Annotated in this window: 12 protein-coding genes; 11 read left to right on the forward strand and 1 reads right to left on the reverse strand. The window is 69.0% G+C overall.

The window, feature by feature from the left end:
* Window positions 1–97 precede the first annotated feature (97 nt).
* The 6 genes from ACWFRJ_RS40515 to ACWFRJ_RS40540 all read left to right on the forward strand — a co-directional run bounded on the left by ACWFRJ_RS40515 (window position 98) and on the right by ACWFRJ_RS40540 (window position 8,437).
* Window positions 98–1,405, forward strand: coding sequence for an extracellular solute-binding protein (locus ACWFRJ_RS40515; protein ID WP_453543295.1), 1,308 nt, complete (start codon window positions 98–100; stop codon window positions 1,403–1,405).
* A 23-nt stretch (window positions 1,406–1,428) separates the two neighbouring features.
* The gene (locus tag ACWFRJ_RS40520; RefSeq protein ID WP_453543298.1) at window positions 1,429–2,382 is read left to right on the forward strand and encodes a carbohydrate ABC transporter permease; all 954 of its coding nucleotides are present in this window, start codon (window positions 1,429–1,431) and stop codon (window positions 2,380–2,382) included.
* Between the two features lie 113 nt (window positions 2,383–2,495).
* The gene (locus tag ACWFRJ_RS40525) at window positions 2,496–3,317 is read left to right on the forward strand and encodes a carbohydrate ABC transporter permease (RefSeq protein ID WP_453543440.1); all 822 of its coding nucleotides are present in this window, start codon (window positions 2,496–2,498) and stop codon (window positions 3,315–3,317) included.
* Window positions 3,318–3,387: 70 nt separating this feature from the next.
* Window positions 3,388–4,677 carry a glycoside hydrolase 5 family protein gene (locus tag ACWFRJ_RS40530; protein ID WP_453543301.1) on the forward strand — a complete coding sequence of 430 codons (1,290 nt, stop codon included), beginning with the start codon at window positions 3,388–3,390 and terminating at the stop codon, window positions 4,675–4,677.
* Between the two features lie 251 nt (window positions 4,678–4,928).
* Window positions 4,929–7,955, forward strand: coding sequence for an alpha-mannosidase (locus tag ACWFRJ_RS40535; RefSeq protein ID WP_453543304.1), 3,027 nt, complete (start codon window positions 4,929–4,931; stop codon window positions 7,953–7,955).
* Window positions 7,956–8,065: 110 nt separating this feature from the next.
* The gene (locus ACWFRJ_RS40540) at window positions 8,066–8,437 is read left to right on the forward strand and encodes a VOC family protein (RefSeq protein ID WP_453543307.1); all 372 of its coding nucleotides are present in this window, start codon (window positions 8,066–8,068) and stop codon (window positions 8,435–8,437) included.
* Between the two features lie 6 nt (window positions 8,438–8,443).
* Here ACWFRJ_RS40540 and ACWFRJ_RS40545 read toward each other — a convergent pair whose 3' ends face one another.
* Window positions 8,444–9,145, reverse strand: coding sequence for a FadR/GntR family transcriptional regulator (locus ACWFRJ_RS40545; RefSeq protein ID WP_453543310.1), 702 nt, complete (start codon window positions 9,143–9,145; stop codon window positions 8,444–8,446).
* A 224-nt stretch (window positions 9,146–9,369) separates the two neighbouring features.
* Between ACWFRJ_RS40545 and ACWFRJ_RS40550 the strand changes: the two genes are divergently transcribed.
* Genes ACWFRJ_RS40550 through ACWFRJ_RS40570 form a run of 5 tightly spaced genes read left to right on the forward strand, consistent with a single transcriptional unit; the run spans window position 9,370 to window position 15,294 of the window.
* Window positions 9,370–10,455 carry a sugar ABC transporter substrate-binding protein gene (locus ACWFRJ_RS40550; protein ID WP_453543313.1) on the forward strand — a complete coding sequence of 362 codons (1,086 nt, stop codon included), beginning with the start codon at window positions 9,370–9,372 and terminating at the stop codon, window positions 10,453–10,455.
* A gap of 8 nt (window positions 10,456–10,463) precedes the next feature.
* Window positions 10,464–12,083 (forward strand): sugar ABC transporter ATP-binding protein, encoded by a 1,620-nt coding sequence (locus ACWFRJ_RS40555; RefSeq protein WP_453543316.1) that lies wholly within the window; start codon window positions 10,464–10,466, stop codon window positions 12,081–12,083.
* A complete protein-coding gene (locus ACWFRJ_RS40560) occupies window positions 12,076–13,113 on the forward strand; it encodes an ABC transporter permease (protein WP_453543319.1) in 1,038 nt (345 codons plus the stop codon). Before ACWFRJ_RS40555 ends, ACWFRJ_RS40560 begins: the two co-directional genes overlap by 8 nt.
* A gap of 49 nt (window positions 13,114–13,162) precedes the next feature.
* Entirely contained in the window at window positions 13,163–14,533 is a 1,371-nt protein-coding gene (locus tag ACWFRJ_RS40565; protein ID WP_453543322.1) for an L-fuconate dehydratase, read from the forward strand.
* On the forward strand, window positions 14,530–15,294 hold the full coding sequence (locus ACWFRJ_RS40570) for an SDR family NAD(P)-dependent oxidoreductase (RefSeq protein ID WP_453543324.1): 765 nt from the start codon (window positions 14,530–14,532) through the stop codon (window positions 15,292–15,294). Before ACWFRJ_RS40565 ends, ACWFRJ_RS40570 begins: the two co-directional genes overlap by 4 nt.

Consider the following 15,294-nt stretch of genomic DNA (forward strand, 5'->3'; position numbering starts at 1 on the left):
AGGATGGCTAGGAATGTTCAACGAATCCATTGACTTTTTACCGTAGTTCCATGCAAGGTCTGCCTCACGCTGGGCCGAGCAAAGGAGCCGTTTCACCGTGCGTATCTCCCATCACCCCCGCATCACCAGAAGGGCAGCCGCCGCTGCCGCCGCCCTCGCCGTGCTCCTGCCGTTGAGCGCCTGCGGCGGAGGAGGTGACAGCGGCGGCTCGACGGACGCGTCCGGCAAGATCGAGGGCGAGATCACCTTCCAGACCTGGAACCTGAAGGCGAACTTCAAACCGTACTTCGAGGGCGTCGTCAAGGGCTTCGAGAAGAAGTACCCGGGCACGAAGGTGCACTGGGTCGACCAGCCCGGCGAGGGCTACGCCGACAAGATCAGCGCCGACGCGGCGGCCGGTACCCTCCCCGACGTCGTCAACGTCTCGCCCGACCTGGTGGCCCCGCTCGCCAAGGCCGGACTCGCGCTCGACCTCGACAAGGCCGCGGGCAAGTACGAGAAGGAGTACCTGCCGGGGGCGTGGAAGAGCCACCAGATACCGGGTACAGAGGGGACGTACGCCTTCCCCTGGTACCTGAACACCGGGCCGCTCTTCTACAACAAGCGGCTCTTCGAGGGTGCGGGTCTTGATGCCGACAAGCCCCCGACGACGTTCGACGACCTCTTCGACGACGCCATGCAGCTGTCGAAGAAGAGCAAGGGCAAGACCGCCACGCTCGCCAACATCCCCACCATCGAGGACTTCGGCCGCTACGGCGTGCCGCTGATGGACAAGGACGGGACCAAGTTCACCTTCAACAGCGCCAAGGGCGTCGAACTCCTCAAGAAGTACAAGAAGTTGTACGACGCGAAGGCGCTTGACGGCCAGGCGCTCAACGCGACCCCCGAGTCGACGGGCAAGAAGTTCCTCACCGAGGCCGTCGCCATGAACCCCGGAAGCGCCCTGGACCTCGGCAAGTTCAAGAAGGAGGCGCCCTCCCTCTACAAGAACATCGGGATCACCCCGCAGATCACCAACACGGGCAAGGACAACATGTACGTGATGGGGGTGATGGTCAACTCCCGCACCAAGCAGACTCCCGCGGCCGTGGCCTTCGCCCACTACGTGACGGACGCCCAGCGCCAGATGTCCTTCGCCAAGAAGGTCGCGATCTTCCCCAGCACGGAGGGCTCGCTCGACGACCCGTACTTCACCAAGGACGACGGGACGGACGACACACGCGTGCGTATCGCCGCCGCCAAGTCCATCAAGACCGCGGTGAATTACACGCCCGTGCTGTTCAGCGAGCAGATGAAGATCGAGCTGCGCAACAGCGTGGGCAAGGCCCTGCAGGGCAAGGAGAGCCCCAAGGAAGCGCTTGACAACGCTGTCAAGAACTGCGACCGGCTGCTGAAGCAGAGCTGAGAAGACGACACGGGACCACCACCATGAAAAGCTCCAGCGCCGCCACGGCTTCCCGTGCAGCCGCCACCGTTCCCCGTGCCGCCGCCGGCGGCGGTCCACGGCGCCGCATCAGGCGTCAACTGCCCTCGAGCCCCTGGTTGTTCGCCGCGCCCGGACTGCTGATCGTCGGCATCTTCATCCTCTATCCGTTCGTCAGCACGCTCATCAACTCCTTCACCGACAAGCGGACCCTGATACCGGGGGAGTACGTCGGCCTGGACAACTTCCGGGAGCTGCTGCACGACGACATGTTCTGGATCGGCCTGCGCAACTCGGCGCTCTACGTCGTCGGGGTGGTCCCCGCGCTCGTCCTGCTGCCGCTGCTGCTCGCGATGCTCGTCCAGAAGCACATACCCGGCATCACCTTCTTCCGGTCCGCCTTCTACACGCCGGTGGTCGCGTCCATCGTCGTGGTGGGTCTGATCTGGGTGTGGATGCTGGATGAACGGGGTCTGGTCAACGCGCTCCTGGAGGCGGTGGGCGTCGGCTCGGTCGGCTTCCTCAGCGACCAGTGGCTGCTTCTGCTGAGCGCCATGACGGTCACGGTCTGGAAGGGCCTCGGCTACTACATGATCATTTATCTGGCCGCTCTCGCCAACGTGCCGCGCGAGCTGCACGAGGCGGCTTCGGTGGACGGCGCGGGCTCCGTACGCCGCTTCTTCACCGTCACCGTGCCCGCCGTGCGCTCCACGATGGTCCTGGTCGCCGCGCTGTCCTCGGTCGCCGCCTTCAAGGTGTTCTCCGAGGTCTATCTGATGGCAGGACCCAACGGCGGTCCTGCGGGCGAGGACACCACGCTCGTGATGCTGGTGCAGCGCGTCGGCACGGGCCTGACCGGCCGCGTCGGGTACGCGTCGGCCATCTCGGTCGTCGTCTTCATCGTCACCGTCGCGCTGATGCTGCTCGTGCTGCGCGCGGACCGGAAGGAGGACGCGTGAGCATCGCGACGGACACACCGAAGACCGAGCAGGCGGAGAAGAAGACGGCGGGGAAGGTCAAAAAGGGCGGCGCCCGCAAGCGCGGGCGGATCACCGACGAGAACGGCCGCCGGATGCCCGTGTGGGAGATCATCCTGCGCTACGGACTCCTGCTCGCCGTACTGGCGTTGATGATCGGCCCCTTCCTGTGGCAGCTGTCCACATCCCTGAAGGGGCCCCACGAGAACATCTTCAGCTCCCCGCCCAAGTTCCTTCCGAGCAACCCGACCCTCCACAACTACGAGCGGGTCGCCGACACCATCCCCGTCTGGGACTACGCGCTCAACTCCCTGAAGGTGGCCGCCGCCAACGTGGTGACCAACTGCGTGGGCGCCACCCTCGCCGGCTACGCCCTCGCGCGCCTGCGCTACCGGGGCCGCAAGGCCGCCACGGTCGTCTTCATCCTCGCCATGCTGGTGCCCGTGGAGGGCATCATCATCGCCCAGTTCACCACCATGCGGGAACTGGGCCTGAACAACACCCTCATCGGTGTGCTGCTGCCCGGATGCGTCTCCGCGCTCAACGTCCTGCTGATGCGCAACGCCTTCCTGAACCTGCCGTACGAGATCGAGGAAGCGGCGTACGTCGACGGCGCGAACGTATGGCAGCGGTTCCTGCGGATCGCCCTGCCCGCGGTCAAGGGAACCCTCGCCGTGGTCGCGATCTTCGCCTTCATGGGCGCGTGGGACGACTTCCTGTGGCCGCTGATCGTGCTGAGCGACCCGGACAGGTTCACCCTGACCATCGGCCTGAACTATCTGCACGGCACCTTCGCCAACGACGAACGGCTCGTCGCCGCGGGCACGGTCATCGCCGTGCTCCCGCTGATCGTGCTCTTCGCCTGCCTCCAGCGGTACTTCTTCCGCGGGGTGGGCGAGGGGGCGGTCAAGGGCTGAGCACAGTCGCCGTACTCCGTGACACGGGCCCCGCACCAAGCCCCCCGCACCCCCGAGAACCAGGACTCGCATGCCTAGCACCACTCGTGTGTCTTCCGCCGACGCACAACCTGTGCCGCCTTCACCCGCCGCGCCGCGCTTCGGTGCGAACTACACGCCGAGCCAGGGCTGGTTCCACCACTGGCTCGACTTCGACATCGACGCCGTGCGCGCCGATCTCGACGCGATCGCCGGGCTCGGGCTCGACCACATCCGGGTCTTCCCGATCTGGCCGTACTTCCAGCCCAACCGCACCCTGATCAGGCCCCGTGCCGTGGAGCAGCTCGTCGCCCTCGCGGACGCGGCGGCCGAGCGCGGGCTCGACGTCAACGTCGACGGACTGCAGGGGCACCTGTCGAGCTTCGACTTCCTGCCCGCGTGGACGCAGACGTGGCACCGGCGGAACATCTTCACCGACCCTGACGTGGTGGAGGGGGAGGTCACGTACTTGCGTACGCTCGCCGCCGCCCTTGCCGACCGGCCGAACTTCATCGGCATGACCATCGGCAATGAGGTCAACCAGTTCTCGGCGGGACCGCACCCCGATCCGGACCGCATCACGCAGGAGCAGGCGGGTGAGTGGCTGCGGCGGGTCCTCGCCGCGTGTGAGGAGGGTGCGCCCGGCAAGCTGCATCTGCACGCCGAGTACGACGCCGCCTGGTACCAGGACGACCAGCCCTTCACCCCGGCCCAGGCCGCGCGGCTCGGCGGGGCGACCGCCGTGCACTCCTGGGTGTTCAACGGCACGGCCCAGCGGCACGGGCGTGACGGGGTCGCCACCGCGCACCACGCGGCGTACATGATCGAGCTGTCCAAGGCCTGGGCGGACGATCCGCACCGCCCCGTCTGGCTCCAGGAGGTCGGCGCGCCCGCTCCCCTCATCCCCGCCGAGCACGCGGCGTCCTTCACCGAGGCGACGGTGGAGGCGGCGCTCGACTGCGCGGACGTGTGGGGGGTGACGTGGTGGTGCTCGCACGACGTGTCGCGTTCGCTCGCGGACTTCCCTGAGCTCGAATACAGCCTGGGTCTGTTCACCAATGACGGCCGGGTCAAGCCCGGGGGCGAGGCGTTGGCCCGGATCGCCAAGGAGTGGCGGGGGCGGGAGTACGCGCCTGCGGTGCGGGGGACTGCTCTGGTGGTCGACGACGATCCTGCGGGGCGGTCCGCGTGTGCGCCCGGGGGCGCGGTGTTCGAGACGTTCGCCCGGCTTGTGGCGGATGGGGTCCGGCCCACCACCGTGTTGGCGAGTAGGGCCGGTGACTCGGCGCACTTGGCCGCGCGGGGCATTACGGAGGTCGTGCGGCCGGGGGAGGCGAGCTAGGCACAAGACCATTCCCCAACCCCGCCCCTTCCTGGCTGTGACATTCGCGGCTCCGCCGCGGGCGGCTGCGCCGGGGCGTCCTCAAGCGCCGGACGGCTGAAAGATTCAGCCCCTCCGGCGTTTGAGGGGCGGGGTCTGGGGTGGAGCCCCAGGCAGGTCCGGGGCGCAGGCACGGTTTTCGGGAAGGGGCGGGGTTGGGGAAAAGGAAACCGCCCACCCCACCCGCACCCAACACACAAACGGAGAGCACCATGCACGACGACCGCACCCTCGTAGAAGCCCGCCTCAAGCGCGTCCTTGACGAGCGCATCCGCCCCGCCGTCTACCCCGAGTCCGTCCCCCTGGACGTCGCCGTATGGATCGCCCCGGGCGAGCCCGTGCCGGTAGAAGAAGGCCTCGCCGCCACCCCCGAGCCGACCGAGGCCGGCGCCGCCTGGGGCGCCCCCTGGTCCACCAGCTGGTTCCGGGTGACCGGCACCGTGCCCACGGAATGGGCGGGGAAGACGGTCGAGGCCATCCTCGACCTAGGCTTCGACGAGAACATGCCCGGCTTCCAGTGCGAAGGCCTGGTCTACCGCCCCGACGGCACCCCGGTGAAGGGCCTCAACCCCCGCAACCAGTGGGTGCGGATCGCCGCCCCGGCAACCGGCGGCGAAGACGTCAAGCTGCACATCGAGGCCGCGTCCAACCCCGTCATCCTCGACTACCACCCCTTCCTGCCCACGCAGCTCGGCGACAAGGAGACGGCGGGCAGCGAGCCCCAGTACAAGCTCGCCCGCATGGACCTCGCCGTCTTCGACGAGACCGTGTGGCAGCTGGTCATCGACCTCGAAGTGCTCGGCGAGCTCATGCAGGAGCTTCCCGAGGACTCCGGGCGCCGCTACGCCGTCGTACGTGCCATCGGCCGCGCCCTGGACGCCGTGGACCTCCAGGACGTGAACGGCTCGGCGCCCGCGGCCCGCGCCGAGCTCGAAGGCGTCCTGGCCACCCCCGCCGAACCCTCGGCCCACCGCATCAGCGCCATCGGCCACGCGCACATCGACTCCGCGTGGCTGTGGCCGCTGCGCGAGACGGTACGCAAGGTCGCGCGTACGACGTCGAACATGACCGCGCTCATCGAGGACGAGCCGGACTTCGTCTTCGCGATGTCGCAGGCGCAGCAGTGGGCGTGGGTCAAGGAGCACAGGCCCGAGGTGTGGGCGAAGGTCAAGAAGGCGGTCGCCGACGGGCGGTTCGTGCCCGCGGGCGGCATGTGGGTCGAGTCGGACACGAACATGCCGGGTTCGGAGGCGATGGCCCGCCAGTTCGTTCACGGCAAGCGGTTCTTCCTGGACGAGTTCGGCATCGAGAACGACGAGGCGTGGCTGCCCGACACCTTCGGCTTCGCCGCCGGTCTGCCGCAGATCATCAAGGCGGCGGGCTCCAAGTGGCTGCTCACGCAGAAGATCTCCTGGTCGCAGACCAACCGCTTCCCGCACCACACCTTCAACTGGGAAGGCATCGACGGCACCCGGATCTTCACGCACTTCCCGCCCGTCGACACCTACAACTGCTCGATGAAGGGCAGCGAGATCGCCCACGCGGCGAAGAACTTCAAGGACAAGGGAGTCGCCCGGCACTCCCTCGCCCCGACCGGCTGGGGCGACGGAGGCGGTGGCACCACCCGCGAGATGATCGCGAAGGCGGGACGCCTGCGTGACCTGGAGGGTTCGGCGACCGTCGAGTGGGAGACTCCCGCCGCCTTCTTCGAGAAGGCCGAGGCGGAGTACCCGAACGCCCCCGTCTGGGTGGGCGAGCTGTACCTGGAGCTCCACCGCGCCACGCTCACCAGCCAGGCGGGCACCAAGCAGGGCAACCGCCGCAGCGAGCACCTGCTCCGGGAGGCGGAGCTGTGGGCGGCCACGGCGGCGGTCCGGGTCCCGGAATTCGCCTACCCCTACGAGGAGTTGGACCGCATCTGGAAGACGGTCCTGCTCCACCAGTTCCACGACATCCTGCCCGGCTCGTCCATCGCCTGGGTGCACAGGGAGGCACGTGCGACGTACGCGGCGGTCGCCGACGAGCTGAACGGCATCATCGAAGCGGCCCAGCATGCACTGGCGGGTGAGGGCACCAGCACGGGCACCCTCGTCTTCAACTCCACCCCGCACACCCGCGACGGCGTTCCCGCGGGCGGCGCCCGCCCCGCCGCCATCGACGGCCAGACGGCGATCGCCTCGCGCGCCGACGGCGGTTACGTCCTCGACAACGGCCTGCTGCGGGTGGAGATCGACGCACGCGGCCTGATCGTCTCGGCGTACGACATCGTGGCCGACCGGGAGACCGTCGCACCCGGCCAGGCGGCGAACCTGCCGCAGATCCACGCCGACTTCCCGAACATGTGGGACGCGTGGGACGTCGACGAGTTCTACCGCAACACGGTCACCGATCTCACGGAGGCGGACGCGATCGAGGCGGGCGAGGACGGCGCGTCGGTCCGCGTCGTGCGGACCTTCGGCGCATCGCGGCTCACGCAGGTGCTCTCCCTGACGCCCGGCTCCATGCGCCTGGACATCGACACGGAGGTCGACTGGCACGAGACGGAGAAGTTCCTGAAGCTTGCGTTCCCGCTGGACATCCACGCGGAGCGGTACGCGTCGGAGACGCAGTTCGGCCACTTCTACCGGGCCACGCACACCAACACGAGCTGGGAGGCCGCCAAGTTCGAGGCGTGCAACCACCGCTTCGTGCACATGGAGGAGCCGGGGTGGGGTGTCGCCCTCGTCAACGACTCGACGTACGGCCATGACGTGACGCGTACGGTGCGTGCGTCGGACGCCGGTACGACCACGACGGTGCGCGCCTCGCTCCTGCGTGCCCCGCGCTTCCCCGACCCCGAGACGGACCAGGGCGTCCACCGCTTCCGGCACGCGCTGGTTCCGGGGGCAGGGATCGGCGACGCGGTGCGGGAGGGCTACCGGATCAACCTTCCCGAGCGGCGGATCACGGGCGGCGCCGAGGTGTCCCCGCTGGTGACGGTCGACAACGACGCCGTGGTCGTCACGGCGGTCAAGCTCGCCGACGACGGCAGCGGTGACGTGGTCGTCCGCTTCCACGAGTCGCGCGGTGGCCGGGCCAGGGCGAGCCTGACCGCGGGCTTCCCGGTCGGCTCCGTAGAGGTGACGGACCTCCTTGAGCGGCCTCTCGCGGACGCCGTGGCTCCGGAGCGCTCGGGTGACAGTGTCGCGCTGACGCTGCGGCCGTTCGAGCTGGTGACGTTGCGGCTGACGCGGGCGTGATGTCTCGCTGAACAGAGGCTGACACCGGGCCCCGGGCCGGCTGGTTCCACCAGCTCGTCCGGGGCCCCAGCCATCGCGCCCCGGGGCAGCACCGGCGCACACTGACCGACATGCCTGTCTCGCTGCATCACATCGTCATCGACGCCCATGATCTGCCCGCCCTGGCCCGGTTCTGGGCCGAGGCGCTGGGCTGGAGGATCCTGTCCGAGCGGGAGCGGGAGGTCGTGATCGGGCCGGATGAGACCGCGCCCGTCGGTATCTGCTTCATGCCGGTGACGAACCGCAAGGTCGTCAAGAACCGGCTGCACCTCGATCTGACGTCCTCGCCGGAAGACCGGGACGCCGAGATCGAGCGGCTGCTCGCACTCGGCGCCCGCAGGGCGGAGGTCGGACAGAGCGGTGCGGAGTCGTGGACGGTCCTTGCCGACCCGGAGGGGAACGAGTTCTGCGTGGTCCGCCCGAAGCAGACTCTCATCGGCTAGGCCGCCCTACCCGTCCAACTGCGCCCGCATCCACTCCTCGACCTCTCCCACATGTGCCGCCGCCGCGGCCCTGGCCGCCTCCGGATCCCGGGCGACCAGGGCCCGGTGGATGCGGGCGTGCTCCCGGCGGGTGCGTTCGAAGGCGCCCTCTTCCTGGTAGCCGCGCCACACCCGCGCGCGGAACGTGCGCGAGGACAGGCCCTCCAGGATCGCCGCCATCGTGTCGTTGCCCGCCGCGAAGGCGATCGTGCGGTGGAACGCCAGGTCGTGGGAGAGGATCTCCTCCGGGTCCTCCGTGGCGTTCATCGCCTCCAAGTGCTTTTCCACGTCGGCCAGTTGATCGGCCGAGATGCGCGCAGCCGCAAGCGCCGTCGCCGTGGATTCGAGGACCCGGCGTACCTCGAGGAGTTCCACGAGCCGGGGTCCGCGTGACAGGTCGGCCACGACGCCGAAGGTCTCCAGGAGGTCACCGGCCTCCAGTTGGGTGACGTAGATTCCCGAGCCGTGCCGGGCCTCCAGGACGCCCATCACCGTGAGCGCGCGAATCGCCTCCCGCATCGAACTCCGCGAGATGCCGAGCTGTGTGGCCAAGTCCCGTTCCGTCGGCAGCCGTTCGCCCGGTTCGAGTCGGCCCTCGCCGATCATCGCCTTGATCTGCTCGATGGCCCGCCCGGTCACGGTGCCCTTCTGCGGGGCGGTCTGGTCCACGTAACGCTCCTCCACTAGCCGGCTGCGCCGCAGTCTAATCAGAGATGTGGTCCGACCACTACGGCCTGAAACGAGGAAAACTTGGCGTCGAGGGGTGTTGTGAGCGCCAAGTGGTCTGATAAATATTCGCCCATCAGTCGCTGGGGCTCACTGAGCCCAGCCAGTACGCAACCAGGACTTCGTAGGACTACTTCGCCCGATCACGCTCGATGAGGAGCCGTCAGATGGCCGGCAGAACAGTGCGCAACAGGTCCAGCAGGGCAGGGATGTCGCGGGCGGCGCGGATCGCCGCCGCGGCGGCCTGCGCGTCCCTCGTGCTCACGGCATGCGGCAGTACGAAGGACAGCGCGGCGCCCGCGGGCGGCGAAGGCGGCGGCGAGGGCAAGGTGGGGGTGATCCTGCCCCTGCTGACCTCGCCGTTCTGGCAGTCGTACAACGACTACGTGCCCAAGATGGCGAAGTCCGAGGATGTCGACGCGCTGAAGACGGTCAACTCCAACAGCGATCCCTCGCAGCAGATCACCGACATCAACAACCAGCTCAACCAGGGGGTCAAGGGGCTCGTCGTCGCGCCCCTCGACAGCGCCGCGATCTCCGCCGGGCTCGACCAGGCCGAACGCAAGGGCGTGCCCGTGGTCGCCGTCGACGTGGCCCCCGAGAAGGGCAAGGTCGCGATGGTCGTGCGGGCCAACAACGTCGCGTACGGCGAGAAGGCCTGTGACTACCTCGGCGAGCAGGTCAAGACCGGCAAGGTCGTCCAGATCATGGGAGACCTCGCCTCCGTCAACGGCCGCGAGCGCTCCGAGGCGTTCCGCACCTGTGTGAAGAAGAAGTACCCCAAGCTCAAGGTCCTGGAGATCCCCGCCAAGTGGGAGTCCGACACGGCCGCCTCCAAGCTGGACACGCTGCTCAACTCCAACCCCGACATCAAGGGCATCTACATGCAGGCGGGCGGCGTCTACCTCGCGCCCACCCTGCAGACCCTGAAGTCCAAGGGAATGCTGAAGAAAGCGGGCCAGAAGGGGCACATCACCGTCATCTCGAACGACGGCATCCCGCAGGAGTTCGACGCCATCCGCAAGGGCCAGATCGACGCCACGGTGTCGCAGCCCGCCGACGCGTACGCCAAGTACGGGATGTTCTACATCAAGGCCGCCATGAACGGGAAGAAGTTCAAGCCCGGCCCGACCGACCACGACTCCACCATCGTGAAGCTGCCCAGCGGCATTCTTGAGGACCAGCTGCCCGCCCCGCTGGTCACCAAGGAGAACGTGGACGACTCCAAGCTGTGGGGCAACACGGTCAAATGAGTACGCCGATGACCAAGCCCCCCGCGCCGGAGCCGACGGCGCCGACTGCGCTCGTCGAAGCCACCGGCATAGCCAAGCGGTACGGACCCACCGTCGCACTGCAGGACGGACAGCTGACCGTCCTGCCCGGTGAGTCCCACGCCCTCGTCGGCCGCAACGGCGCGGGCAAGTCCACCCTCGTCACCATCCTCACCGGACTCCAGGCCCCGGACGCGGGCACCGTCCTCTTCGACGGCGAGCCCGCACCGCCGCTCAGCGACCGCGATGCCTGGCGCCGCAAGGTGGCCTGCGTCTACCAGAAACCCACCGTGGTGCCCGACCTCACCGTCGCCGAGAACCTCTTCATCAACCGGCAGCCCGAAGGGCGCGGCGGCTTCATCAGCTGGCGCAAGCTGCGCACCCAGGCCGCGCAGGTGCTCGACACCTGGGACGTGCGCGTCGACCCGGAAGCGCGTACCGCCGACCTCAAGGTCGAGGACCGCCAAATGGTGGAGATCGCGCGGGCGTTGAGCTTCGGAGCGCGGTTCATCGTCCTGGACGAGCCCACCGCGCAGCTCGACAACCGTGAGATCGAGCGGCTCTTCACCCGCATGCGGGCGCTCCAGGAGTCCGGCGTCACCTTCCTCTTCATCTCGCACCACCTCCAAGAGGTGTACGAGGTGTGCCAGACCGTCACCGTCCTGCGCGACGCCCGCTGGATCACCACCGCCCCCGTCGTCGAACTGCCCCGCGCCGCACTCGTCGAGGCCATGGCGGGCGAGGCGGCCCTGAGGGATCAGGCCGCCGCCGAGGAATCCGTCGTACGGACCGAGGTTCCCGCCGACGCCCCGGTGATGCTCGACGTCAAAGGCCTCACCAGCGAGTCGTACACGGACATCGACCTGACCGTCCGCAAGGGCGAGGTCGTCGGCCTCGCCGGATCCAGCGGCAGCGGCAAGATCAACCTCGCCGAGACCATCGCGGGCCTTCACACGCCTGTAGGTGGCAGCGCCGAACTCGACGGCAAGGAACTGCCGTTCGGGGATGTGACCGCGGCTCTGCGGGCCGGTGTCGGCTGCGTCCCGCGCGACCGGCACGACCAGGGCCTGGTCTTCGGGATGACGATCGGCGACAACGCCACCATGACCGTGCTCGACCGGCTCGGCAAATACGGCTTCGTCGGCACCGAACGCAAGCGCGGCTTCGCCGAGGAGCTCATCGACCGCCTCGACATCCATGCCGAGGGGCCCGACCAGCCCGTGTCCGACCTCTCCGGCGGCAACGCCCAGAAGGTCGTCATGGCGCGAGCGCTCGCCTCCGACCCGCGACTCCTCGTCCTCATCAACCCCACCGCGGGCGTCGACGTGAAGTCCAAGGAGTCACTGCTCGCCCGCATGGACAACGCCCGCGAGGACGGCACCGCCGTCCTCGTCGTCTCCGACGAGCTCGACGACCTGCGGCGCTGCGACCGCGTCCTGGTCCTCTTCCACGGCCGGGTCGTCGCCGAGCACGCGGCGGGTTTCACCGACCACGACCTGATCGCTTCGATCGAGGGCGTGGGCGAGACGAGCCCCGAAAGGGGCGCGGGGAACGGCGCGACCAGCCACAAGGGGCCCGCAGCCAAAACACAAGGAGACCAGCATGGCTGACATCAAGGCCCCGGCCGCGCAGGCTGCCCCCGCACCGACGCGCACCACCGAAGGCCGCGCAGCGAAGAGCATAGTTCTCCGCCGGGCTCGCGAACTAGCGCTCGTACCAGCCCTGTTGCTCCTGATGCTGCTCGGCACCCTGGTCAACGACTCGTTCCTCACCGAGCGCAACCTCATCTCCATCCTCGGCGCCTCCGCCGCCCTGGCGATGGTCGTGCTCGCCGAGTCCCTCGTCCTCATCACGGGCAAGTTCGACCTGTCCCTCGAATCGGTCGTCGGCATCGCGCCCGCCGTCGGCGCGCTGCTCGTACTGCCCGCCGCACAGGCCGGATTCGGCACCGAGATGCCCGCCGTGGTGGCGCTGCTCGCGATCCTCGTCGTCGGCGCGGTCATCGGCGCCTTCAACGGCATCCTCGTCGTGAAGCTCAAGCTCAACGCGTTCATCGTCACGCTCGCCATGCTCATCGTGCTGCGCGGACTGCTCGTCGGCGCGACGGAGGGCAAGACACTCTTCGGCATGCCCGACGCCTTCTACACCCTCGCCACCTCGACGTTCCTGACCATCCCGCTCTCGGTGTGGCTGGCCGCGGTCTCCTTCGGCATCGCGGGCTTCGTCCTCAAGTACCACCGCGTGGGGCGCGCCCTGTACGCGATCGGCGGCAACCCGGACGCGGCACGCGCCGCCGGTATCCGCGTCGAGCGCGTGATGCTCGGCGTGTTCGTCGTCGCCGGTGTACTCGCCGCGGTCGGCGGACTCATGCAGACGGGGTACGTCGGCGCCATCAACGCCAACCAGGGCCAGAACATGATCTTCACCGTGTTCGCGGCCGCGGTCATCGGCGGCATCAGTCTCGACGGCGGCAAGGGCACCATGTTCGGCGCCCTCACCGGCGTCCTGCTGCTCGGGGTCGTACAGAACCTGCTCACTCTCGCCCAGGTGCCGTCCTTCTGGATCCAGGCCATCTACGGCGGAATCATCCTGGTCGCCCTGATGATCGCGCGCGTCACCACCGGCCGCGCACAGGACTGACCCCGCTCCGGGTTCCCCGCCTCCTTGCCCCTTTCCGGAAAGGCCTCCCGTGTCCCCGACCTCAGCCCGCATCACCGCGGTCGACACTTATGACGTACGGTTCCCGACCTCACGGGAGCTGGACGGATCCGACGCGATGAACCCGGACCCCGACTACTCCGCCGCCTACGTGGTCCTTCGTACCGACGCGGACGACGGCCTGGAGGGGCACGGCTTCACCTTCACCATCGGGCGCGGCAACGACGTCCAGGTCGCCGCGATCCAGTCGCTGCGCCACCACGTGCTCGGCCGGTCCGTCGATGAACTCTGCGCCGATCCGGGGACGTTGAACCGCGACCTGATCGGGGACAGCCAGCTGCGCTGGCTCGGGCCCGAGAAGGGCGTGATGCACATGGCCATCGGGGCCGTGGTCAACGCGCTGTGGGACCTGGCGGCCAAGCGCGCGCGCAAGCCGCTGTGGCGGTTCCTGGCCGACGCCGAGCCCCAGTGGCTGGTCTCCCAGATCGACTTCCGCTACATCGCGGACGCCCTCGCCCCTCAAGAGGCCCTGGAAATACTCCAGTCGGGGCGCAGAGGAGCCGTCGAGCGTGAAGCCCTGCTGCGGGAGCGGGGCTTCCCCGGCTACACGACCTCGCCCGGCTGGCTCGGCTACAGCGACGAGAAGCTGACCCGCCTCGCCCGCCAGGCCGTGGCGGACGGCTTCACCCAGATCAAGCTGAAGGTCGGTGCGGACCTCGCGGACGACGTACGCCGCTGCCGTACCGCCCGTGAGGCGATCGGACCCGGCATCCGGATGGCGATCGACGCCAACCAGCGCTGGAACGTCGACGAAGCCGTCCAATGGACGCGCGCCCTGGCCGAGTTCGACCCGTACTGGGTCGAGGAGCCCACAAGCCCCGACGACGTCCTCGGCCACGCGGCGATCCGCAAGGCCGTAGCCCCGGTCAAGGTCGCCACCGGCGAGCACGTACAGAACCGCATCGTCTTCAAGCAGCTCCTCCAGGCGGACGCGATCGACGTCCTGCAGATCGACGCGGCCCGCGTCGGCGGAGTGAACGAAAACCTGGCGATCCTGCTGCTCGCGGCCAAGTTCGGCGTCCCGGTCTGCCCGCACGCGGGTGGCGTGGGCCTGTGCGAACTCGTCCAGCATCTGTCGATGTTCGACTACGTGGCGCTCGCCGGGACCACCGAGAACCGCGTCATCGAGTACGTCGACCACCTCCACGACCACTTCATCGACCCGGTCGTACTGCGCGAGGGCCACTACATGGCGCCCACCGCGCCGGGCTTCTCCGCCACCATGCGGGCCGAGTCGCTCGCCGAGTTCACCTACCCGGACGGCGCCTTCTGGGCCGCCGACCTCGCCCATGGCAACCCCGCACAAGGCAACCTCGCACACGGCAAAGGAGCAGCCGCATGACTGACGTCCAGGACTTCGAGGGCCTGAAGGCCCTGGTCACCGGCGGAGCCTCCGGCATCGGGCGGGCCACGGCCGAACTGCTCGCCGCGCGCGGCGCCCAGGTGGCGGTGCTCGACCTGGACCCGGACGGCGTGGAGAAGCCGCTCACCGGCTACCGCGCCGACGTCTCGGACGACGCATCGGTGCGCGAAGCCGTCGCCGCCGCCGTGGCCGACCTCGGCGGACTCGACGTACTGATCAACAACGCGGGGATCGGCGCGCAGGGCACCGTCGAGGACAACGACGACGACCAGTGGCACAAGGTGCTCGACGTGAACGTCCTCGGCATCGTGCGCACCACCCGCGCCGCCCTGCCGCACCTGCGCGTCTCCACCCACGCGGCGATCGTCAACACCTGCTCGATCGCCGCGACCGCGGGCCTGCCGCAGCGCGCCCTGTACTCGGCGTCGAAGGGCGCGGTGCTCTCCCTCACGCTCGCCATGGCCGCGGACCACGTACGCGAGGGGGTGCGCGTCAACTGCGTCAACCCCGGCACCGTGGACACGCCGTGGGTCGGCCGTCTCCTGGACGCCGCGCCCGACCCGGCGGCCGAACGTGCCGCGCTCGCCGCCCGCCAGCCGACAGGACGCCTCGTCTCCGCCGACGAGGTCGCGGGCGCCATCGCCTACTTGGCCAGCCCCCTCTCCGGCGCCACCACCGGCACCGCGCTCGCCGTGGACGGCGGAATGCAGGGCCTGCGGCTGCGGCCGGCGGGCCGGTGA

It is taken from the genome of Streptomyces sp. NPDC055239 (assembly GCF_053606205.1).

Bases quoted from the DNA above. Each gene is read 5' to 3' on its own strand.
- ACWFRJ_RS40530 (WP_453543301.1), top strand. From the start codon at position 3,388: ATGCCTAGCACCACTCGTGTGTCTTCCGCCGACGCACAACCTGTGCCG.
- ACWFRJ_RS40520 (WP_453543298.1), top strand. From the start codon at position 1,429: ATGAAAAGCTCCAGCGCCGCCACGGCTTCCCGTGCAGCCGCCACCGTT.
- ACWFRJ_RS40535 (WP_453543304.1), top strand. From the start codon at position 4,929: ATGCACGACGACCGCACCCTCGTAGAAGCCCGCCTCAAGCGCGTCCTT.
- ACWFRJ_RS40555 (WP_453543316.1), top strand. From the start codon at position 10,464: ATGACCAAGCCCCCCGCGCCGGAGCCGACGGCGCCGACTGCGCTCGTC.
- ACWFRJ_RS40540 (WP_453543307.1), top strand. From the start codon at position 8,066: ATGCCTGTCTCGCTGCATCACATCGTCATCGACGCCCATGATCTGCCC.
- ACWFRJ_RS40570 (WP_453543324.1), top strand. From the start codon at position 14,530: ATGACTGACGTCCAGGACTTCGAGGGCCTGAAGGCCCTGGTCACCGGC.
- ACWFRJ_RS40560 (WP_453543319.1), top strand. From the start codon at position 12,076: ATGGCTGACATCAAGGCCCCGGCCGCGCAGGCTGCCCCCGCACCGACG.
- ACWFRJ_RS40550 (WP_453543313.1), top strand. From the start codon at position 9,370: ATGGCCGGCAGAACAGTGCGCAACAGGTCCAGCAGGGCAGGGATGTCG.
- ACWFRJ_RS40525 (WP_453543440.1), top strand. From the start codon at position 2,496: ATGCCCGTGTGGGAGATCATCCTGCGCTACGGACTCCTGCTCGCCGTA.